The organism is Roseomonas gilardii subsp. gilardii, from assembly GCF_023078375.1.
In the GTDB taxonomy this organism is placed as follows: domain Bacteria; phylum Pseudomonadota; class Alphaproteobacteria; order Acetobacterales; family Acetobacteraceae; genus Roseomonas; species Roseomonas gilardii.
In genome coordinates this window covers 376,129-396,472 of record NZ_CP095555.1, presented here as the reverse complement: position 1 = coordinate 396,472, position 20,344 = coordinate 376,129, and the positions used below count along the sequence as shown (strand labels likewise).

General features: G+C 70.1%; 15 protein-coding genes. 7 read left to right on the top strand and 8 right to left on the bottom strand.

Translation table 11 applies throughout. From position 1 onward, the window contains the following. Nucleotides 1-14: 14 nt before the first annotated feature. The 3 genes from MVG78_RS21305 to MVG78_RS21295 are packed head-to-tail and all read left to right on the top strand — an operon-like array spanning nt 15 to nt 3,663. The gene (locus MVG78_RS21305; protein ID WP_247560797.1) at nt 15-1,025 is read left to right on the top strand and encodes a TRAP transporter substrate-binding protein; all 1,011 of its coding nucleotides are present in this window, start codon (nt 15-17) and stop codon (nt 1,023-1,025) included. Continuing rightward, on the top strand, nt 1,022-2,914 hold the full coding sequence (locus tag MVG78_RS21300; protein WP_247560796.1) for a TRAP transporter large permease: 1,893 nt from the start codon (nt 1,022-1,024) through the stop codon (nt 2,912-2,914). Before MVG78_RS21305 ends, MVG78_RS21300 begins: the two co-directional genes overlap by 4 nt. Further along, on the top strand, nt 2,911-3,663 hold the full coding sequence (locus MVG78_RS21295) for an SDR family NAD(P)-dependent oxidoreductase (RefSeq protein ID WP_247560795.1): 753 nt from the start codon (nt 2,911-2,913) through the stop codon (nt 3,661-3,663). Before MVG78_RS21300 ends, MVG78_RS21295 begins: the two co-directional genes overlap by 4 nt. Before the next feature lie 37 nt (nt 3,664-3,700). Here the strand turns inward: MVG78_RS21295 and MVG78_RS21290 are convergent, their stop codons facing one another. Continuing rightward, nucleotides 3,701-4,600 carry a LysR family transcriptional regulator gene (locus MVG78_RS21290; protein ID WP_247560794.1) on the bottom strand — a complete coding sequence of 300 codons (900 nt, stop codon included), beginning with the start codon at nt 4,598-4,600 and terminating at the stop codon, nt 3,701-3,703. 122 nt (nt 4,601-4,722) lie between these two features. On the opposite strand from MVG78_RS21290, the gene MVG78_RS21285 reads away from it, so the two are divergent. Next, entirely contained in the window at nt 4,723-5,991 is a 1,269-nt protein-coding gene (locus tag MVG78_RS21285; protein ID WP_247560793.1) for an allantoate amidohydrolase, read from the top strand. Beyond that, a complete protein-coding gene (locus MVG78_RS21280) occupies nt 5,988-7,223 on the top strand; it encodes an ArgE/DapE family deacylase (protein WP_247560792.1) in 1,236 nt (411 codons plus the stop codon). Before MVG78_RS21285 ends, MVG78_RS21280 begins: the two co-directional genes overlap by 4 nt. Before the next feature lie 23 nt (nt 7,224-7,246). On the opposite strand, the gene ung is transcribed toward MVG78_RS21280, so the two are convergent. Together ung and MVG78_RS21270 are read right to left on the bottom strand one after the other, a co-directional pair. Next, entirely contained in the window at nt 7,247-7,990 is a 744-nt protein-coding gene (ung, locus tag MVG78_RS21275; RefSeq protein ID WP_247560791.1) for a uracil-DNA glycosylase, read from the bottom strand. Between the two features lie 61 nt (nt 7,991-8,051). Further along, a complete protein-coding gene (locus tag MVG78_RS21270) occupies nt 8,052-9,302 on the bottom strand; it encodes an MFS transporter (protein WP_247560790.1) in 1,251 nt (416 codons plus the stop codon). Between the two features lie 306 nt (nt 9,303-9,608). Here MVG78_RS21270 and MVG78_RS21265 point away from each other — a divergent pair, with 306 nt between their 5' ends. Beyond that, complete coding sequence (locus tag MVG78_RS21265) at nt 9,609-10,550, top strand: DMT family transporter (protein WP_247560789.1); 942 nt, start codon at nt 9,609-9,611, stop codon at nt 10,548-10,550. A gap of 348 nt (nt 10,551-10,898) precedes the next feature. Next, on the top strand, nt 10,899-11,741 hold the full coding sequence (locus tag MVG78_RS21260; protein ID WP_247560788.1) for a hypothetical protein: 843 nt from the start codon (nt 10,899-10,901) through the stop codon (nt 11,739-11,741). Between the two features lie 36 nt (nt 11,742-11,777). On the opposite strand, the gene MVG78_RS21255 is transcribed toward MVG78_RS21260, so the two are convergent. From MVG78_RS21255 to MVG78_RS21225, 5 genes are all read right to left on the bottom strand, one after another. Continuing rightward, nucleotides 11,778-14,657 (bottom strand): bifunctional diguanylate cyclase/phosphodiesterase, encoded by a 2,880-nt coding sequence (locus tag MVG78_RS21255; protein ID WP_247560787.1) that lies wholly within the window; start codon nt 14,655-14,657, stop codon nt 11,778-11,780. A 123-nt stretch (nt 14,658-14,780) separates the two neighbouring features. Continuing rightward, the gene (locus MVG78_RS21665) at nt 14,781-16,421 is read right to left on the bottom strand and encodes an acyl-CoA dehydrogenase family protein (RefSeq protein WP_282615079.1); all 1,641 of its coding nucleotides are present in this window, start codon (nt 16,419-16,421) and stop codon (nt 14,781-14,783) included. A 13-nt stretch (nt 16,422-16,434) separates the two neighbouring features. Next, complete coding sequence (locus tag MVG78_RS21235) at nt 16,435-17,934, bottom strand: AMP-binding protein (protein WP_247560785.1); 1,500 nt, start codon at nt 17,932-17,934, stop codon at nt 16,435-16,437. A 37-nt stretch (nt 17,935-17,971) separates the two neighbouring features. Next, the gene (locus MVG78_RS21230) at nt 17,972-18,805 is read right to left on the bottom strand and encodes a p-hydroxycinnamoyl CoA hydratase/lyase (RefSeq protein ID WP_247560783.1); all 834 of its coding nucleotides are present in this window, start codon (nt 18,803-18,805) and stop codon (nt 17,972-17,974) included. Nucleotides 18,806-18,831: 26 nt separating this feature from the next. Beyond that, complete coding sequence (locus MVG78_RS21225) at nt 18,832-20,292, bottom strand: aldehyde dehydrogenase (protein WP_247560781.1); 1,461 nt, start codon at nt 20,290-20,292, stop codon at nt 18,832-18,834. Between the last annotated feature and the right edge of the window lie 52 nt (nt 20,293-20,344).

Here is a 20,344-nt window from a genome sequence, read left to right as displayed (position 1 = left end):
GGGAAACCGTTCCAATGACATTCATCCCACGCCGCTCCCTGCTCGTCGGCGCCACGGCCCTCCCGCTCGTGGCCCTGCGGACACGCCCCTCCCATGCGGCGGAGTTCAGCTACAAGCTGGCGACGAACCTTCCGGCGACGCATCCGCTGAACACCCGCAACGCCGAGGCCGCGGAGCGGATCAAGGCCGCGACCGGGGGGCGGCTGGAGATCCAGCTCTTTCCCAACAGCCAGCTCGGCAACGACACCGACATGCTGAGCCAGGTGCGCTCCGGCGCGCTGGAATTCTTCACGCTGTCCGGGCTGATCCTGTCCACGCTGGTGCCGGTCGCCGCCATCAACGGCGTCGGCTTCGCCTTCAAGGACAGCCAGCAGGTCTTCGCCGCCATGGATGGCGATCTGGGCAAGCTCATCCGGGCCGAGATCGCGAAGCGCAACATCATGGCCTTCGAGCACATCTTCGACAACGGCTACCGGCAGATCACCACCAGCACCAAGCCGGTCCGCGATCCCGGCGACCTGCGCGGCATGAAGATCCGCGTGCCGGTCAGCCCGCTCTGGACCTCGATGTTCCGGGCCTTCGATTCCGCGCCGGCCTCGATCAACTTCAACGAGGTCTATTCGGCGTTGCAGACGAGGATCGTGGATGGGCAGGAGAACCCGCTCGCGATCGTGGAGGCCGCCAAGCTCTACGAGGTGCAGAAATACTGCTCCGTCACCAACCATATGTGGGACGGGTTCTGGCTGCTGGCCAACCAGCGCGCCTTCTCGCGGCTGCCGAAGGATGTGCAGGACGTGGCCTCGCGTGAATTCGCGCGGGCGGCGAAGGAGCAGCGCGAGGATGTGGCGAAGCTGAACGCCGAGCTGCGCGAGAAGCTTTCCACCGCCGGGCTGCAGTTCAACGACACCGATCCCGCGGCCTTCCGCGACACCCTGCGCAAGGCCGGCTTCTATGCCGAGTGGAAGGGCAAGTTCGGCGACGCCGCCTGGAAGACCCTGGAGGATGCGGTCGGGGGGCTGGCATGAGTTCCATCGCGGAGTCGCCCCTGGCCCATCCCGGCGCCCCTGCCCTGGCGGGGGCGGTGGGCGGGTTGCTGCGGCGGGCGGATCGTCTGCTGTGCCATCTGGTGGCCGTGCCCGCCGCGCTGATCGTGCTGGCGGAGATCTGCATCCTGCTCGCCGGGGTGGTGGCCCGCTTCGTCTTCCACCAGCCCATCATCTGGTCGGATGAGCTGGCTTCCATCCTCTTCCTCTGGCTGGCCATGCTGGGGGCGGTGATCGCCCTGCAACGCGGCCAGCACATGCGGCTGACCGCGCTGATCTCGAAGCGCTCGCCTTCCACCCAGGCGGCGATGCAGGCCCTGGCGGTCGGCGCCGGCGCGCTTTTCCTGCTGCTGCTCCTGCCGCATGCCATGGAGTATGCGGAGGAGGAGTGGTTCATCGAGACCCCGGCCCTGGGGTGGTCGAACATGGTGCGCGCCGCCGCCCTGCCGGTGGGCGTGGCGCTGATGCTGGCGACCTCGCTGCTGCGCCTGGCGCAGCACCGGCTGCGGGACCTGCTGCTGGTCTGCGCCGTCCTGGCCGTGCTGGCGGCGGCGCTGTGGCTCACCGCGCCCGCCCTGAAGGCCATGGGGCACGGCAATCTCGTGGTGTTCTTCGTCGTGCTGCTGATGGCCGGCGTGCTGTCGGGCGTGCCGATCGCCTTCTCCTTCGGGCTGGCGACGCTGGCCTATCTCGCCACCACCACCAGCGTGCCGCTGCTGGTCCTGGTGGGCCGGATGGATGAGGGGATGAGCACGCTGATCCTGCTCGCCGTGCCGCTCTTCGTCTTCCTCGGTGCGCTGATCGAGATGACGGGCATGGCGGCGGCCATGGTGAACTTCCTCGCCTCGCTGCTCGGCCATGTCCGGGGCGGGCTGAACTATGTGCTGCTCGCCGCCATGTACCTCGTTTCCGGCATCTCCGGCGCCAAGGCGGCGGACATGGCGGCGGTGGCGCCCGTGCTGTTCCCCGAGATGAAGCGGCGCGGCTGCGACGAGGGGGAGATGATCTCCCTGCTCGCGGCCTCCGGGGCGATGAGCGAGACCATCCCGCCCTCGATCGTGCTGATCACCATCGGCTCCGTGACCGGCATCTCCATCGCGGCCCTTTTCACCGGTGGGCTCCTGCCGGCCTTCGTCCTGGCGTTGGCCCTGGGCCTGATCGCCTGGAAGCGGGCGCGCCACGAGGATATGAGCGGCGTGCGCAAGGCCGGCGCGCGCGTGGTCGGCCGCGCGTTGCTGGTGGCGCTGCCGGCGCTGGCGCTGCCCTTCCTGATCCGCGCTGCGGTGGTGGAGGGCGTCGCTACGGCGACCGAGGTTTCCACCATCGGCATCGCCTATGGCGTGCTGGCCGGGCTGCTGCTCTATCGCCGCTTCGACTGGCGGCGCCTTTATCCGATGCTGGTGGACACGGCGGCGCTGTCGGGCTCGATCCTGCTGATCATCGGCGCGGCGAGCTGCATGGCCTGGGCGCTGACCCAGTCCGGCTTCTCGCGCGATCTGGCGCAGCTCATGGGATCGCTGCCGGGGGGTGCCATCGGCTTCATGGCGGTGTCGATCCTGGCCTTCATGATCCTGGGCAGCGTGCTGGAGGGCATTCCCGCCATCGTGCTGTTCGGGCCGCTGCTGTTCCCCATCGCGCGGAGCATGGGCATCCACGAGGTGCACTATGCGATGGTGGTGATCCTGGCGATGGGCCTCGGCCTTTTCGCGCCGCCTTTCGGCGTCGGCTACTACGCCGCCTGCGCCATCGGCAAGATCAGCCCGGATGCGGGCATGCGGAAGATCTGGCCCTACATGGGCGCGCTGCTGCTGGGCACGATCCTCGTCGCCGCCGTGCCCTGGATCTCGATCGGCTTCCTGGGAGGAAAATGAGCATGCGGAACCGTCTTGAAGGCAAGGTCGCCATCGTCACCGGCGGGCTTTCCGGCATCGGCGATGCCATTGCCCGCCGCCTCCTGGAGGAAGGCGCCAGGGTCGTCGCCGCGGACCTGTCGGCGAACACGGAGCGGCTTTCCGGCCAGGAGATCGACCCGATCCGGACGGATGTGTCCGATCCGGAGCAGGTGCGGGAGCTGGTGGCGCAGGTCCTCGACCGCCATGGGCGGCTGGACTGCCTGGTCAACTCGGCCGGAACGGGGACGGAGCGGGACTTTCTCGACACGCCGGTCGAGCTTTTCGACCGCATCATTGCCGTCAACCTGCGCGGCACCTTCGTGGTCGGGCAGGCCTGCGCCCGCGCGATGCGGGAGGGCGGCGGCGGCTCCATCGTGAACATCGCCAGCGTCTCGGGCATGACCGGCAACTTCCATCGCTCCGCCTACGGTGCCTCCAAGGGCGGCGTGGTCACGCTGAGCAAGGTGATGGCGGTCGATCTTGCCGCCAGTGGTATCCGCGTCAATGTGCTGGCCCCCGGCCCGGTGGACACGCCGCTGGTGCGCCGGATGCATTCCCCGGAAAGCCGGGCCGGCTGGGCACAGCGCACGCCGCTGGGCCGCTACGCGCTGCCGGAGGAGATGGCGGGGGCCGCGGCCTTCCTGTGCTCGGAGGATGCCAGCTACATCACGGGGCATGTCCTCGCGGTGGATGGCGGCTTCCTCGGTTCGGGACTGACCGCCGCCTGATCCTGTGGCGGGGGAGGCGCGTCCTCCCCCGGCGCGGCTACCAGCCCCAGGCATGGTCCTGCCGGCCGAGAAACTCCCGGGCGAAGCCCAGGAAGCGGGCGGCCACGGCGCTGTGGTCGGGCCGGCGGATCATCTGGACGTCGGCCACCAGTGAAGGGGCGATGAGCCGCCGATAGAGGACGCCCTGGCGCGACAGCAGGGTCTGGCTTTCCGGCACCAGCGCCACGCCGAAGCCCGCCGCGACGAGGCTGGGCAGGGAATGCGCCTCCACGACCTGCTGCGAGATCCGGGGCGCGAAACCCGCCGTGATGCAGGCATCCCGCAGGTAGCAGGCGAAGCGCAGATCCCGCAGGCGCAGGAAGACCAGCCTTTCCTCCCGCAGATCCACAAGGCGCAGGCCGTCGCGCATGGCCAGCGGATGGTCGTCCCGCAGCGCCACGCAGACCCCCTCCGCCCAGGCGCGCTCCGCCACCAGCCCGTCATCCTCCGGGGGCCAGCGCTGGAAGCTGAGATCGACGCGGCGGGCATGCAGCGCCTCCTGCTGCTCCTGCGGTGGCATCTCGTGCAGGCGCACCTCGACCTCGGGGAAGCGTGCCTCGAACCCCGCCACCAGGGAGGCCAGGGGCCCCAGCAGCACCGAACCCGTCAACGCGATATCGAGCCGGCCCCGCCGCCCCTGGCCGATGGCGCGGGCCTGTCCGGCCGCTTCCTCGGCCTGGGCGAGAATGGCGCGGGCCTGGATCAGGAAGGCTTCCCCCGCCTCGGTCAGCTCGACCTTGCGGCTGCTCCGGCGCAGCAGCCGGGTCTGCAACTCGTGCTCCAGGTCCTGGATCTGCTGGCTGAGAGGGGGTTGCGACAGGCCCAGCCGGGCTGCCGCGGCGGTGAAGCTCAACGCCTCGGCCACGGCCACGAAGTAGCGCAGGTGTCGCAGTTCCATGCCCGTTTCATTGATAGATACGGCGAATGCATCAAGTCCAATAATATATTGGCCCTATGGCCTCGTTTCGCCCAACCTGCCGCGCCGCGAGGGAACAGCCGATCATGGGGGCCAGGACCGGCATGAGTCAGGACATCGCGCGTGAGGTGACGGCCGTTCCGGGTTCCAGGCTCATGCGCCGGCTGGACGAGCTGGCCCGCTTCACGGCCCAGGAGGATGGCCTCACCCGCCTCTATCTCACGCCGGAGCATCGCGCGGCGGCGGATCGGGTGGCCGAATGGATGCGGGAGGCCGGGATGGCGGTCTCGCTCGATGCGGCCGCCACCGTGGTCGGCCGCTATGAGGGCCGGGAACCCGGCCTGCCCGCGCTGTTGCTGGGCTCGCATATCGACACGGTGCGCCATGCCGGGCGCTATGACGGCATGCTGGGCGTGCTGGTGGCCATCGAGGCGGTGGCGGCCCTGCATGCGGCGGGCCGGCGTCTGCCCTATGCCGTGGAAGTCCTGGCCTTCGGCGACGAGGAGGGCGTGCGCTTTCCCGTGACCCTGACCGGCTCGCGCGCCATCGCCGGCGGCTTCGACCCCGCTGCGCTGGAGAGCCGCGATGCCGAGGGGGTGAGCCTGCGCGAGGCGCTCCACCGCTTCGGCGCCGACCCCACGGCCATCCCGGCCCTGGCCCGCAGGCCGGAGCAGGTCCTGGCCTATCTGGAGGTCCATATCGAGCAGGGGCCGGTGCTGGAGGCCGAGGGCCTGCCCACCGGCATCGTCACCGCGATCAGCGGCGCCACGCGCTTCGTGGCCGAGGTCGGCGGCACCGCCGGCCATGCCGGCACCGTGCCGATGCATCTGCGCCGTGACTCCGTGGCGGCCATGGCGGAGATGGTCCTGGCGGTGGAGCGCCTGGCGCTGGAGGAGCCGGATCTCGTCGCGACGGTCGGGCAGGTCACGGCGATCCCAGGGGCCGTGAATGTCATCGCCGGCGGCGCCCGCTTCACGATCGACCTCCGCAGCCCCCGCGACGCCCAGCGGGCCGCGGCGACGGAACGCCTGCGGCGGGATCTGGCCGCGATCGCGGCGCGCCGGGGCGTGACCCTGTCACTGCGGCCGACCTATGACGAGGCGGCGGCCCCTTGCGACCCTGGCCTGATCGAGGCGCTGGAACGCGCCAGCGGCCGGTGCGGCCTCCGCCCGTTCCGCCTGCCGAGCGGTGCCGGGCATGACGGGCTGGCCATGGCCCGGCTGTGCCCCATCGGCATGATCTTCGTCCGCTGCGAGGGCGGCATCAGCCATCATCCGGGAGAGGCGATCACGGAGGCCGACGCCCTGGCCGCGCTGCGCCTGCTCCTCGAGACCCTGCAGAACCTTCAACCCCGGATTTTCCAGAGAGCATGATGTCCCACCAGGAATCGATCCGCGCCTTCCTCGACCGGGAACAGGGCGCCCAGGCGGAGTTCCTCGCCGAGCTGGTCAGGATGCCCTCCGACAACCCGCCCGGCGACTGCCGCCCGCATGCCGAGCGCACCGCCGGGCTGCTGCGTGCCCTCGGCCATGAGGTGGAGCTTCATGCCGTGCCGGAGGCGCTGGTGCGGGCGCATGGCATGATCAGCGTCACCAACCTCGTGGTGCGCCGCCGCTTCGGTTCGGGGGAGGGGCCGGTGATCGCCCTCAACGCCCATGGCGACGTCGTGCCGCCGGGCGAGGGCTGGACCCGCGATCCCTATGGCGCCGAGGTGGTGGATGGCTGGATGTATGGCCGCGGCGTCGCCGTGTCGAAATCCGACTTCGCCACCTATGCCTGGGCGCTCCGGGCGCTGGAGGCATCCGGCGCGCCGCTGTCGGGCACGGTGGAGCTGCACCTGACCTATGACGAGGAGGCGGGCGGCGAGGTCGGGCCGGGCTTCCTGCTGAGCGAGGGCATCACCAAGCCTGATCTCGTGCTGAGCGCCGGCTTCTCCTACAATGTGGTCACCGCCCATAATGGCTGCCTGCATCTGGAGGTGGAGGTGAACGGCCGTTCCGCCCATGCGGCCATGCCCTTCACCGGCGTGGATGCGCTGGAGGCCGCCACGGCGATCCTCTCGGCCCTGTACGAGTGGCGGAAGGGGCTGGCGGCGAAGACCTCCGCCATCGCGGGCATCGGCTCGCCGCAGCTCACGGTCGGGCTGATCAAGGGCGGCATCAACACCAATGTCGTGCCCGACCGCGTCACGCTCCGGCTCGACCGCCGCATGATCCCCGAGGAGAATCCGGCGGAGGCGGAGGCGGAGCTGCGCCGGGTCATCGCCGATGCCGCCGCGGCCTTCCCGAAGGCCCGGGCCGAGGTGCGCCGCATCCTGCTGGCCGAGCCGCTGAAGCCGCTGCCGGGCGGCGACCGGCTGGTCGAGGCTCTGTGCCGCCATGCCAGCCAGGTCATGGGCGAGCCGATCACCGCCAAGGGCGTCCCGCTCTACACCGATGCGCGCCTCTATGCGGCCCATGGCATCCCCGCCGCGCTCTACGGCGCCGGGCCCCGGACCATCGAGGATGCCAATGCGCACCGCGCGGATGAGCGGCTGCCGCTCAGCGACCTGCGCAAGGCGACCGAGGTGGTGGCGCTGACCCTGGCGGACCTGCTGGCCGCCTGACGGCGCGGGGGCCGGGACCGGCGTCAGGCCACGTCCCGGTCCGGATGCTCCAGGCGCCAGTCCACGGGTTCCAGCCCTTTCGAGGCCAGGAAGCCGTTGACCCGGGAGAAGGGGCGGGAGCCGAAGAAGCCGCGATAGGCGGACAGCGGCGAGGGATGCTCCGACTGGTGGAGCAGGTGCCGGTCGCCATCCAGCAGCGGCGCCCGGCGCCGCGCATCATTGCCCCAGAGGATGAAGGCCGTGGGAACGGGTCGCGCGTTCACGGCGGCCAGGACGTGGTCGGTGAAACGGTGCCAGCCGGACCGGGCATGGCTGCCGGGGCGTCCTTCCTCCACGGTCAAGGCGGTATTGAGCAGGAGGACGCCGGCATCCGCCCAGGCGGTCAGGCAGCCATGCGGCGGGGGGCGGATGCCGAGGTCGCTTTCCAGCTCCTTGTGGATGTTCCGCAGGGAAGGGGGCACCCGCACCCCCGGCGGCACGGAGAAGGAGAGGCCCATGGCCTGTCCGGGCCGGTGATACGGGTCCTGGCCGAGGATGACGGCCTTCACCGCGTCCAGAGGGGTCCGTCTCAGGGCGGCGAAGATCCGCCCGGGCTGCGGGAAGATGGTCTTGCCCGCGGCTGCCTCGGCCTGGAGGAAGGCTGCGAGCGCCCGCATATAGGGGGTGTCGAACTCGGCGCCGATGGCATCCCGCCAGGACCCGGGAAGTGTCGCCCGGGCTTCCGCCCAGGGGGATTTCCCCTCCGCATCCTTCCGATCCGGGACCATGCCGTGACTCCCCCATTGTGGCGGCGCGTTATCCGCCAAAGCGGGCGCCGGGGCCACCGGCTCAGCGCGCCGCTTCCTGCGACACGCGGATGAGCTCCGTCCCCACCGGCGTCGGCGACTGCACGTGGAACTCTTCCTTCCGCGCCGGAGCGGCATCGCGCGTCATCCGCCAGATGCCGTAGAAGGCGATCAGCAACTGTGCCAGCACCGTCATCCAGGGCAGGCTGCGCGGCCCGAAGGCGGACATCGCGGCCCCGATCGCCAGGGGGCCGATCGCCGCACCGGCCCCCTGGACGAGCAGCATCCCGCCCGAGGCCGCCACGAATTCCTCGGGCGGAACGGAATCGTTCACATGGGCCAGGACCACGCTGTAGGTCGGCACCACCAGCCCGCCGAAGACGAAGACCAGCCCGAAATACACCCAGGCCGAGGCGCCGGAGGGGGTGAACAAGGCCATGGCGCCCAGCACGCCCACGGCGATGAACGCGATGATCACCACCAGGAGCCTGCGGTCGATCCGGTCCGACAGCAGGCCGAGCGGCCAGGTCATCGCCGCGGCACCCAGCGCGCCGGCGGCCATGAAGATCGCGATGCCCTGTTGCGGCAGCCCGATGGACTGCGCCAGCAGGGGGCCGAGCGCGAAGAAGGAGCCCGCGCTGATGCCGCAGAGGAAGGCCGCGACCAGCCCGAAGGGCGACTGGGCATGGAGCCGGAAGAGGTTGATCCGCACCGGCTGGGCCGGCAGCGGCGGTGCCTGGGCCTGGGAGAGCGTGACCGGCAGCACCGCGGTGGTCAGGATGATCGACACCAGGGCGAAGAGCGCGAAGCCGTCGGGATCGGCGGCCGGCAGCAGGAGCTGGCCGACCACGCCCGCGACCAGCCCGGTCATGCCGTAGATGGAGAGGATCTGGCCACGGACCTCGTTGGCGGCGGCGCCGTTCAGCCAGCTTTCCACCACCATGAACAGGCCGGCGAAGCAGAAGCCGGTCAGCATGCGCGCGATGACCCAGGCCGCGGGATCGACCCAGAGCAGATGGATCAGCGGCACCATCGATGCTGTCGAGGCCAGCGCGGCGAAGCTGCGGGTCTTGCCGACCCGCAGGATCAGCCGGCTGGCGGCGAGCGAGCCGATCATGAGGCCGGCGGAGAAGGCGCCGCCGATCAGGCCGATCGCCGTGGGCGAGAAACCTTCCATGCCGCCACGCACGGCCAGGAGCGTGCCTTGCAGCGTGTTGCCCATCTGCAGCAGGCCGAAGCCCGCGAGCAGCGCGACGATCACCGACAGGGTTGAGGCGAAGGGTGCTTTCTGCATGCTGCCATGCCTAACATGATGTGGCGCGATGGCAGACACCGGCAGATCCATGCCGCAGGAAACATAAAAATTTTACATAACAAATATTATCGAACTTTCGCGATCGCGAAGGCATGATGGCCCCCCGTCCCGCCCCCCGTACTGCTGCATGCGACGCGGGCAGCAACGCATACTCCGCACGGCATCTGGGCATTGCTCTGGATGGGAAGACGTTTCAGGCCATTCCTGATGCCTGTCCCTCCCGTGCTTCGGGCCTATAGTCGCACCGGGCATGAAGGTCTGCGCCACGTCTGGGGGATCGGACACATGAAGGCATCCGGCACCGCAGGCGATGTTGCGCCAGGATCGTGTGGCCAGGGCGCCATCGGCACGGGCGTCGTCCCGGACCCTGACCAGCGGAACCTGCGCAAGGCGGTGCTGATCATGCTGCTGGGCATCGCGCTCTTCTCTGTCCTCAACGGCGTGGTGAAGGATCAGGCAGCGCGCTTTCCGGTGAACCAGATCGTCTTCTTCCGGAATGCCTTCGCCCTGCCCCCGTTGATCCTGGTGCTGGTGATGACCGGCAGCCTGCACCGGCTGCGGACACGGAAGATGCCCCGGCATCTGGCGCACGCGCTGACCATGACCGCGATGCTGATGCTGTCCTTCACCGGCTTCCGGCTGATCCCGCTGGCCGAGGCCACCGTGATCTCCTTCGTGCGGCCGCTGGTCGTCATCCTGCTCGCGGCGCCGCTGCTGGGCGAGAAGGTCTCGCTCCTGTCCTGGCTCACGGTCCTGGCAGGCTTCGCCGGGGTCCTGGTGGTGGTGCAGCCGGGCGGAGGCGGCCTGGCGCAGGGCGGCGCCCTCTTCTCGCTGGCCGCCGCCTTCATCGGCGGCATCAACATGCTCCAGCTTCGTGCCCTGTCGATGACGGATCACACGGCCGGGGTCGCGGTCTGGTTCCTGGCCCTTTCCTCGCTGATGCTGCTGCCGACGCTGTTCTTCTCCTGGGAGAGTCCGTCGGATGCCGACCTCACGGGGCTGATCGGCATGGGTCTGGCTTCCGGCCTGTGCCAGTATCTCATCATGCGCCCCCTCGCCTATGCCGGCGCAGCCGCCCTGGCACCGGTGCAGTACACCGGCCTGCTCTGGTCGATCGCCATTGGCTGGCTCTGCTTTGGAGATGCGCCCACCGCGGACGTGCTCCTGGGTTCCGCCATGGTGGTGGGCGCCACCATGCTCGTCCTGCGCGGGGGCCGGCCGGGCTGACCCCTGTCCGGCCAGGACCTCGCGCCGTGTTGTGGCCGCCGGATCACAGCGTGTTCAACTTCCATGTGACGCGGCCCTGGAATCCGGAGTTCCGATGTTAGGGTGAAACCCATTCCAACAAGCCAGCCCGCGACACGGGCGGCCAAGCGAGTGTCGATGGCCATTTCGTCGCGTCACTTCCCCGCCCCCAAACCCCGCTTCGGCTCCTCAGGCTTCCCCAGGCTCGGATGGGCGCTGGCGATCGCCCTGGCGGGCTGCACACCATCCGTGGCGCAGCCGTCGGGAGCCCTCGTCGCGGCCACGCCGCCGGCCTTGCCGGGATTGGCCCCTCCGGACTCTTCCCTCCAGATGCCGCACGGAACCGGCCCGGCCACCTTTCCCGTGCCGCTGCCGGAGATGCCGGCCCCTGCCGTCCCGCCGGAGGACCCGCCCCTGTCCGCTGCGGCCACCGAGGCCGAGATCGCGCGGCTCAGGGCGGATTTCGCCCGCGAGGTGCCGTCACGGCTGACCACCGCGGCACCGGGCGAGGCGCTGATGCCGCAACGCGCTGCCGCCGTGGTGGCCGCCAGCGGCAAGCTCGTCATCGACCGGCCGCAACTGGTCGTGGTCGTGGACCGGAACCCCCGCGTGCAGGTCCTGTGGCTGGTGGCGGCCCGGCCCGACGCGCCCTGGGCCGTGATCGGCCGTGCCCGCGTTTCCACCGGGGAGACCGAGCGTTTCGACCACTACATCACGCCGGTCGGGGTGTTCCTCAACACGGATGCGATCCTGGGCTTTCGCGCACAGGGCACTTTCAACGAGAACCATATCCGCGGCTATGGCGTGAAGGGGATGCGGGTCTGGGATTTCGGCTGGCAATCGGCCGAGAAGGGCTGGCGTGCCGATCGCGAGCGGGGCGACATCCGGCTGGAGATGCATGCCACCGATCCGGACCGCCTGGAGCAACGGCTGGGACGGCCCGCCAGCCAGGGCTGCGTGCGCATTCCTGCGGTGCTGAACCGCTTCTTCGACCGGCATGGCGTGATCGACCGCGACTACGAGCGGGCAGCGGTGGAGGATATCCGCTTCCGGGCGTTGCTCCTGCCCGATCGCAGCCCTTCTCCACTGGCTGGACGGGCGATGGTCGTGATCGATTCCGCGCAGCCCATCCCTTTGCTGCCGGCGGGCGGAAAGGTGGCTGCCCTTCCGTGAGGCCAGACGGCAGCCATCTGACATGTCATGATGATGCTAATACCGCGGCGGGGCCGGACTCGTTGGAATCATCGTCCTGGCTCCAGGCTCCCTGGGCCGTTCCGGTGCGTTGCGACGCCCCCCGGAACTGGTCGCGGGCCAGTCACGCCGCCTCCTCGCTGCCCTGCTTCCGGGCCAGGCCATCCAGCATGCCGAGGATCTCCGCGGCCGGGCGGGGGGACTGAAGAGATAGCCCTGCCCCTCGTCGCAGGCTTCGGACAGCAGCAGCCGGCGCTGCTCCTCCGTCTCGATGCCTTCGGCCTGGGTCAGCATCCCCAGGCTCCTGCCCAGTCCGACCACGGCATGGACGATGGCGGCGCTGTCCGGGTGCTGCCCCATGTCCCGCACGAAGGATTGGTCGATCTTAACCTTGGTGAAAGGAAAGTTCCGTAAGTAGCTGAGAGAGGAATAGCCCGTGCCGAAATCATCCAGGGCGATACCGATCCCCAGGGCGCGCAACTCCTGCAGGATCGCGAGCGTCTCCGCCGTATCGGCGAGCAGCGCGCTCTCGGTCACTTCCAGTTCCAACCGGGTGGAAGGCAATCCGGACTGGGCCAGGGCGGCCCGGACCTGCGTCACGAGGTCCCGCCCCTGGCCGAATTGCGCGGCCGACAGGTTAACCGCCACCTTGAGCCCGCCCGGCCACCCCGCCGCTTCCCGGCATGCCTCCCGCAAGGCCCAGGCGCCGATAGGGACGATCAGGCCACTCTCCTCCGCGAAGGGGATGAAATCCCCCGGCATGACCAAGCCACGGATCGGATGGTGCCAGCGCAAAAGTGCTTCGAAACCTGTCAACTCGCCTGAATGAATTCTGAAAACAGGTTGATAGTAAAGCAAAAATTCTCCGCCGCGCAGAGCGTGCCGAAGATCGGCCTCCAGTTGCCGGCGAAGCTGGATCGCTGTCTCCATCGCTGGAACGAAGAGGCGGTGGCAGCGCCGGCCAGCACCCTTGGCATGGTAAAGGGCAAGGTCCGCGCGGCGCAGTAGCATGTCCTCATCGCCGGTATCCCCCGGTACGAGCGTGGCGATGCCCAGGCTGGCACCGATCGTCGCCTGCCGGCCGCCGATGTCGTAGGGATGGCCGAGCGCCGCGATGATCGTCTCCGCGAGCGGGATGGCTGCCTCGCCATGCCGCGCATCGGTCAGCAGCACGGCGAACTCGTCCCCTCCGAGACGGGCCACGGTATCGGTATCGCGCAACAGGTGCCGCAGCCGTTCCGCGACGATCCGGAGCAGCGCGTCACCGGCCGGATGGCCCAGCGTGTCGTTGACCTCCTTGAAGCCGTCCAGGTCGAGGCAGAACAGGGTGCATCCCCGCCCCGCCGCCACCGCCTCCCGCAGCCTTTCGCCGAACAGCGCGCGGTTGGGCAGTCCGGTCAGTGGATCGTGGCGCGCCATGTGAATGATGCGGGCCTCCGTCTGCCGGCGCTCCGTCACATCCTCCAGGCTGGCCATCCAGCCGCCATCGGCCATGCTGCGGAGAAGGACGGACAGGGCACGGCCATCGGCGAGCACCCAGGTGAAGGAGGACTGCTCCTCCGGCGGCAGGCCGCCGCGGCGCCTCGCCCGCAGCCAGGACGCCAGCGATCCGATGTCCCGGCCGCGGAGCCCACCCCGCAGGAGGCTGCGGCGCGCGATCCACCGCAGCGGCTGGCCCAGCACGGGCTCGTCCGGCGGCAGGCGCAGCATGGCGAGGAGACGGGGATTCATCACCTGTACCGTCCAGGCATCGTCCACCATGCAGAGACCCTGGACCATGTTCTCCAGGGCGGTGCGGAAGCGCAGATCCTGTAGCCGCAGGGCGCGTTCGGCCGCTTCCCGCTCCCGCGCCAGGGCCAGTTGCGCCTCCACCGCCTCGTGGGCGGCTTTCGCCTCCGCGGCCTCCGCCCTGGCGAGCAGGACATGCGCCCGCATCTGGCGGCGCCCCAGGAGGACGAGCCCGGCCATGCCCAGCTCCAGCAGCAGCGCGCCGACTCCCAGGGCGGCCGCCTGACGCCGCCAGCCCTCCAGCATCGCTGTCTCGGTGGTGCTCGCCGCGAGGATGATCGGAAAATGCTCCAGGACGCGCGCCGCGAAGACGCGGTCACGGCCGTCCAGCGCGCTCCTCAGCCGGAACACGGCCGCCTGCCCCGGGGCCGGCAGGATCAGCCCTGCCAGGGCGCTCCCGAAATCCCTCGGATGCGGTTCGGCGACGAGAGGGTGGCGCGCCAGCAGCATGCCGTCGCGGCGGATCAGCGTGATCGCCTCGTCCGCATGGCTCGTGACATTGCGGTAGAAGGCCTCGAAGGAACTCAGGCGGATGGCGCCCATGATGAAGCCCAGGAACTGCCCTTCCGGGCCTTTCAGGCGCCGGGCCTCGTAGATGGTCCAGTTCCCGGTGCTCCGGCTCAGCACCGGATCGCTGATCAGGCTGTCCGGCCCGTCCGGCCGCAACAGTTCCTGGAAATAGTGGCGGTCGGCGAAGCTGACATCGGGAACCGGAAAGAGCCGCGAGGAGTTCAGCGGCCGCGCCTTATGATCGAACAGGGCGATCGTCTCGACTTGTGGCAGGCGGCCAGCCTGTTCGCGCAATGCCTTATGCAGTTCCACGGAATCCCTCAGCCGCGCCATCCCCTCGGGCGTCGCGGTGCCGGGGCGGGCACGGATCTGCTCGATCAGCCCGATCTCCACCAGATCCAGGGACTGGAAGATCCGTTCCGACTGGTCGGCCAGCATCAGGGCCGTCCGTGCCAGTTCCTCCGTGCCGGCCTTGATGGCACGGGTCCGCAGGTCCTTTGTCAGGACGAGGGTGGCAACGACCAGCAGGACGGCGAGCGCGATGCCACAGGCTGTCAGGAGCCTGGACGGATCCCGCTCCCTCCTAGGCGCAACTGGCACGCGCAGATGAAAGATCCCGCAATGGTTGCGCCCTATACGCTGCCCTCAATGAAGCCGACCATATCCCCCGCTCATTTCGCTGCCAAGCCTAAGGGATGGAGAGCCGGACGGGTGTCTTTCGCGTCATGGCGGAAGCTCCGCCTCCGGGAAGGCGAGATCGAAGGCGGCATCGAGGTCGTCCCGCCGGCACTGGGCGGCCAGCAGGGTGGCCTGTTCCGGTGCCATGGCGGCATGGAACCCGGCGAGGGCCTGATAGCGACCGGCCAGCGGAGCGGCCCGCCGGCCGGCGCGGTGGAGCAGTCCATCCAGGCAGGCCAGGCCCAGCAGGCGCAGGAAGGGCAGGGCCGCGGCCTCGCGCCGCCTGGCCGGCGCTTCCGCCAGCGCCGCCGCCATCTCCAGGACAGGCGAGGAGAGCGTGGCCGAAGGTTCCAGCCGTGCCAGCAGATCGCGCAGCACGAACAGGCCCCCTTCCGCCAGGACCCGCCGGTGCAGCAGGTCCTGTGCCTGGATGGCGGTCGTCCCCTCGTAGATCGAGAAGACCCGGCTGTCCCGCAACAGGCGCTCCGCCGGCCATTCCCGCACATAGCCGGCGCCGCCCAGCACCTGGATCGCGGCATCGGCATTGGCGAAGCCCGCCTCGGCCCCCAGGCTCTTCGCCAGCGGCAGGAGCATGGCGGCCCGGGCGGCCGCCTCCGCATCCCCGGCATCGCCCGCGTCCAGCCAGGAAGCGGCCTGGAGGGCGAGAAGCCTCGCGCCTTCCGCCCGCACCCGCATGTCCAGCAGCAGCCGGCGCGTTTCCGCGTGGCGCGTGATCGGCACCGGCGGCAGGGCGGGGTCACCACCCTGGAAACGCTCGCGCGCATAGGTTTCGGCCAGGGCCGCGGCCGCCTGTGCCACCGCCGCGCCCTGGGCCGCCACGCCCAGGCGCATCGCCTGGATCATCGCGAAGAGCGTGGGCAGCCCGCGCCCCGCCGGGCCGACCGGCCAGGCCCGTGCCTCCTCGAAGGCCAGGGAACAGGTGGGCGAGCCGTGCAGGCCGAGCTTCTCCTCGATCCGCAGGACCTCCACGCCGTTGCGCCCGCCGCCTTCCAGCCGGTCGGGAACGAGGAAGAGCGAGAGGCCCCGCGTGCCGGCCGGCGCCCCTGGCATGCGGGCCAGCACGAAATGCCCGATCCGCTCCACCAGATCGTGGTGGCCATAGGAGATCCAGCATTTCTCCCCGCTCAGGCGCCAGGTGCCGTCGCCCTGATCCACCGCCCGCGTGCGGATGCGCCCGACATCGGAGCCCGCCTGGGCTTCCGAGATGCAGATCGTCGCGCCCCAGCGACCGGCGGCGAGCGCCGGCAGCCAGGTCTCCCGCATCCCCGGGTCGCCATGCCGCTCCAGCAGGCGGATCGCGCAGCGGGCGTTGAGGGCCAGCATGCCGAAACCCGGGTTCGCGGCGTCGAAGACCTCCTGCACCGCCGTTGCCAGGGCCAGGGGGAGCCCCTGCCCGCCCGCATCCTCGGCGGCGGTCAGCCCGGCCCAGCCCGCCCCGGCGAATTCCGCCCAGGCTGCCGCATGGCCCGGCGCGGTGCGGACCCGCCCATCCTCCAGGCGGCAACCCTCCCGGTCGGCCACGGAGGCCAGTGGTGCCAGCCGCGCCTCGGCGAAGCTCCGGGCTTCCTCCAGGATCGCGGCCGTGGTCTCCGCATCGGGGCGCGCGGTGGCGCCGTCGATGACCTGATCCAGCAGGAGCGCCAGGGTGGCGGCGGGATCGGTCACGGCAGCCTTCCCATCAGCCGTCCTCCCGGCGCAGCACGTGCTTCTGCAGCTTCCCCGAGGCCGTGCGCGGCAGGCTCTCCACGATGATGAACTCCTTGGGGATCTTGTAGCGGGCGATCCGGGCCTCGCAGTGGGCGATCAGGCTCCGCGAGGGAATGTCGCCCCGTCCCGTCCTGGGCACGATGAAGGCGCGCCCCACCTCCCCCCAGGTGGCATCCGCCACGCCGAGCACCGCGACATCCTGCACGTCCGGATGCTCGCCGAGCACGATCTCCACCTCGGCCGGATAGACGTTCTCGCCGCCCGAGATGAACATGTCCTTGCGGCGGTCCACCAGGGTGACGTAGCCGTCCGCGTCACGGCGGCCGATATCGCCCGTGCGGAACCATCCATCCTGTGTGAAGGCGCGCCGCGTCTCCTCCGGCCTGTTCCAGTAGCCGGGCGTGATGCTCGGACCGGCCAGCAGCAGTTCGCCAGCCTCTCCATCCGCCACGTCCCGCCCGGCCTCGTCCACCAGGCGGAGCTGGATCATGGGGGCAGGCAGCCCGGCCGCACCGGCCTTCGCGGCGATCAGCCCGGGCTCGATGGGCATGCCCAGCACCGTGCCGGCCTCGGTCATGCCGAAGCCATCGACCATGGGCACACCCTGGTCGAGCCACCAGCGGACATCCGCAGCGGGGTTCGGCGCGCCGCCGGTGAAGAGCGCGGTGAGCGAGCGCCAGCGGGTGGGGTCGAAATTCGCCTGCTCGCGCAGGCGCTTCGCCATCTGCGGGACACAGAAGTAGTGCGTGGCCCCCAGGGCCGGGTCCCCCAGCCGGTCATTGGTGGCGACGGGATCGAAGCCGGGCGAGACCAGCATCGCCCCGCCCGCCAGCATCGGGGCGCGGAGGCTGGTGATCAGGCCGATGACGTGGAACATCGGGGAGTCGCAGAGGAAGACGCTGCGATGGCTGACGCGCCCCAGCACCCCGAAATTCACCGCCGTGGCCATGGCATTGGCTTCGGTGATGATGACGCCCTTCGGACGGCCCGAGGTGCCGGAGGTGTAGAGGATGATCGACGGTGCCCCGGCATCCGGGAGAGGGGCCGGTGGCGTCGGCGGGCTGTCTTCCGCCCTTGCCACCAGCTCCGCCAGGGGAAGGAGGCGGCCATCCGGCAGGGGGATGGCGCCTTCCTCGCTGTCATGCACCAGCAGGGAGGGCTGGCAGTCGGCGAGGATCACCTCCAGCTCCGCCCGCGACAGGCGCCAGTTCAGCGGCACGAAGACCAGCCCGTTCCGCATGCAGGCCTGTTGCAGGATCACCAGGTCGGCGCTGTTGCGGGCCAGCACGGCCACGCGCTGCCCGGCCGCGAGGCCGAGCTGCGTGGCCAGCACGGTGGCCATGCGCCGGATCGCCTCGTGCAGCGCCGCATAGGTCCAGCTCCGGCCGGTGGCGAGGTCGGTGCAGGCGGGACGGTCCGGCTGCAGGCGCGCATGCAGCGCCACCGGATCCGGTGAGGCCCGGAGAGGCATGGATCGGTCTCCCTCGATGTCCTGGACGGCCCGTTGCTCAGGCTTCGCCGCGGTTCTTGTCATAGGCGCCGAGGCCGGGCTTGTAGCTCTTCTCGTCGATGAACTGCCGGATGCCTTCCTTGCGGCCGGTGTTGTCGTGGAAGTTGGCCGCTTCCTGGGCGCGGACGAGATAGTCCTCCGCATTCTCGTAGGTCATCTCGGAGACGCGGCGGATGGCGTCCTTGGTCGCCTTCAGCGCGACGGGGTTCTTCTTCAGCAGGGTCCGCGCCACCTCCGTGACGCGCTCGCGCAGTTGCGCCAGCGGCACGCTCTCGTTCACGAGCTTCCATTCGGCGGCCTTGCGCCCGTCGATCAGCTCCCCGGTCAGGGCATGGTACATGGCATCGCGGAAGGACAGCAGATCCACCACGACCTTGGTGGCGCCGCCGCCCGGCAGGATGCCCCAGTTGATCTCCGACAGGGCGAACTGCGCCTCGTCGGCGGCGAAGGCGAGGTCGCAGGCGAAGAGCGGGCCGTAGCCGCCGCCGAAGCACCAGCCATTGACCATGGCGATGGTCGGCTTCTGGTACCAGCGCAGGCGGCGCCACCAGCCATAGGACTCACGCTGCGAGCGCCGCACGGCGCCGAGCCCCTGGGCCTCGGTCTCGCGGAAATACTCCTTCAGGTCCATGCCCGCCGACCAGGCCGTGCCCTCGCCCGTCAGGACCAGGACGCCGACATCGTCGCGGAACTCCAGCTCGTCGAGAACCTCCATCATCCGGCGGTTCAGCGCCGGGCTCATGCAGTTGCGCTTCTCCGGGCGGTTGAAGCGCACCCAGGCGATGCCGTCCTCGACATCGAAGGCCACCGTGCTGTCCTGTTGCTGTTCCATGGCAGTCTTCCTCCGTGTTGTAGGTGTCAGATCGGGAAATGGCCGGGCTGGGTCTCGACGGTGATCCAGCGCAGCTCCGTGAATTCGGCGATGCCGGCCTTGCCGCCGAAGCGGCCATAGCCCGAGGCCCCCGTGCCGCCGAAGGGCATCTGCGCCTCGTCATGCACCGTGGCGCCGTTGACATGGCAGATGCCGCTGCGGATGCGGCGCGCGACGCGCAGGCCACGCGCCGTGTCCCGCGTGAAGACCGCCGCGGAGAGGCCGTATTCGCTGTCATTGGCGAGGCGGATGGCGTCCTCCTCATCCTTCGCGCGCAGGATGGCGACGACCGGGCCGAAGCTTTCCTCGGCATAGAGCTTCATGCCGCTGGTGACGCCATCCACCACGGTGGCCGGCATCAGCACGCCCTCGGCCTCGCCACCGGTGAGGCAGCGCGCGCCCTGCGCGACCGCGTCCCGCACCAGCCCCTGCACATGCTCGACCGTCCGCCGGTCCACCACCGCGCCCAGCGGCGCCCGGCCTTCGCGCGGGTCGCCGGCCACCAGCGTCGCGGCCTTGGCGCGGAACTTCTCCAGGAAGGCCCCGGCCACGGATTCCACGACGATGATCCGCTCGGTGGACATGCAGATCTGGCCCTGGTTGAAGAAGGCGCCGAAGGCCGCGGCCTTCACCGCCTCGTCCAGATCGGCATCCTCCAGTACCAGCAGCGGCGCCTTGCCGCCCAGTTCGAGCAGGACGGGCTTCAGGTTGCGTGCCGCGCGCTCCGCGATGATGCGGCCGACCTTGGTGGAGCCGGTGAAGTTGATGCGCCGCACCGCGGGATGGTCGATCAGCGCGCCGACCACCTCCCCGGCATCCTCCGGCGCATTGGTGACGAGGTTGACGGTGCCGGCGGGCATCCCCGCCTCCTCCAGCGCCTCGACGATCAGCGCATGGGTGCGCGGACAGGTCTCGGAAGCCTTCAGCACCACGGTGTTGCCGCAGGCCAGCGGCGTGGCGATGGCGCGCGTGGCCAGGATCACCGGCGCGTTCCAGGGCGCGATGCCCAGCACCACGCCCGCTGGCTCGCGGATGGCCATGGAGAGGCAGCCGGGCTTGTCAGACGGGATCACCTCGCCCGCGACCTGCGTCGTCAGGGCCGCCGCCTCACGCAGCATCCCGGCGGCGAGCATGACGTTGAAGCGCGCCCAGCTTTCCGTCGCGCCGGTCTCCTCCATCATCGCCGCGACGAAGTCCCCGGCCTTCGCGGCCACGGCATCGGCGGATTTCAGCAACAAGAGGCGGCGGGCATTCGGCCCCGTCCCGGCCCAGTCCGGCAGCGCCTTCGCGGCGGCCTCGGCGGCGGCCCTGGCTTCCGCCGCGTTCGCGGCCACGGCGCGCGTCGCGACCTCACCCGTCACCGGGTTGCGCCTCTCGAACCACCGTCCGTCGGCGGCCTGCTTCTTCTCGCCCGCGATCCGCAGGAACACGGCGTCATTGCGCTGCATCAGAACCTCCCCGTAGCCACCAGGCCCAATAGTTATGTCTCATAACATTTTC